The 1,305-nt window shown below is 30.2% G+C and carries 1 protein-coding gene and 1 pseudogene; both read right to left on the bottom strand.

Annotated elements, in window-relative coordinates; translation table 11 throughout:
* Positions 1–339, bottom strand: a 339-nt coding sequence (locus tag B0A78_RS11625; protein WP_133065788.1) for a hypothetical protein, incomplete at its 3' end; no start/stop codon positions are given.
* A pseudogene (locus B0A78_RS14520) lies at positions 340–1,305 on the bottom strand (hypothetical protein); the annotation flags it as partial.

Raw genomic sequence — 1,305 nt, 5'->3', positions numbered from 1 at the left:
TTCTTCATCAAAGCAAAAACCGTTGATTTTATAATAATAAATGTTTGACTTATCTTTAACTATATTAACTCCTATACTTTCTTTTTCTAATAAGTAATTAACTCCTATGTAATGTCCACATTCTTCATTGTTAAGTATACTTTTTTTTTGATTATTTATAATTTCATTGTAAAAATATTCAACCTTCAATTTTTTCATAACTCCATTACTATTCTCCAAAAAAACATCATTGCTAAATGATTTTACATCAATAATATGCTTGTCAATTGGGGTTATTTTACAATTTATTTCTCTATTACAAGAAATCAATATGAATATCAAATATATGCATTTGTTCATTTATTTAGATGATTTAGTTCTTTCTTTTTTTTCTTTCTCTTCAAACTCTTTTGTTTTTTTATTCTTTTCAACTTCTTCTTTTAAAATCTTAAACCACTCTTTGAAATTTATATCACTTGGTCCTACATGGCCTACATCAAAAAACAACTCCGTTATGTCTGATTCAATTTTATCTTCATAGTAAACTGTAGAATCAACATTTTTATATATTTTGGTAGTCCTTTTAGCTTCTGTAGTTCCACCATACCAATGATCACTACCTGTATTTTGAATTAAATCACTTGGGTTATTAATTGTATAAAGGGTAACATCTTTATATTTTAACTCTATATCATCCTCAAGAGGTGTATTAATAGCTACAATTGTAATTTCATTAGCAGAAATCTTATGATCTCGCACTAAAATATTTGCTGCTTCTATAGCAATATTACCTCCATGGCTGTGTCCTACAATTGAAATAGGCTCACCTGGTTTTCTATGTCCTAAAATATAGTTGGCAAGATTTTCAGCACCAATATGCCTTTCCTGATCTGAATTGTAACCTGTCCATTTAAAGGATATGTTACTGGTACTATTTCCCAAATATTTAGGTAAATCTTTTACTATGTTGTGACGTCTTTTAAACATAAAAGTTGCATCTTCTCCTCCTAAACCCACTACCTTTAAAATTGGATTATAAAATATGGTTCCGTGAACGAAAAATGTTTCTTTTCCTTCTAACTCTACAGCATCAATCACTCTATTCCCACTAAACTGATAAGGTGTGTAATATGGATAATCCTTAAACAACGGGTCTATAGCAAAAAACCTCCCCACCCTCGGGTCGTGCATTCTAAACGTATAGTTGAGTGAATTTCCTTCTCCTTTAATTTCGTTATCTTTTTCCTGTCCTTGGAAGCCGTAACGATATGAAGATGAGCTACCGTATCGATTAGGAATGAGGGAGCCAAAAGGGTAATACTTTAT

Origin of the sequence: Flavobacterium columnare NBRC 100251 = ATCC 23463, from assembly GCF_002530675.1 — a bacterium.
Classification (GTDB): Bacteria; Bacteroidota; Bacteroidia; order Flavobacteriales; family Flavobacteriaceae; genus Flavobacterium; species Flavobacterium columnare.
Note: the sequence above shows the minus strand (reverse complement) of the source record. Positions and strands in the feature narration are given on the sequence as shown.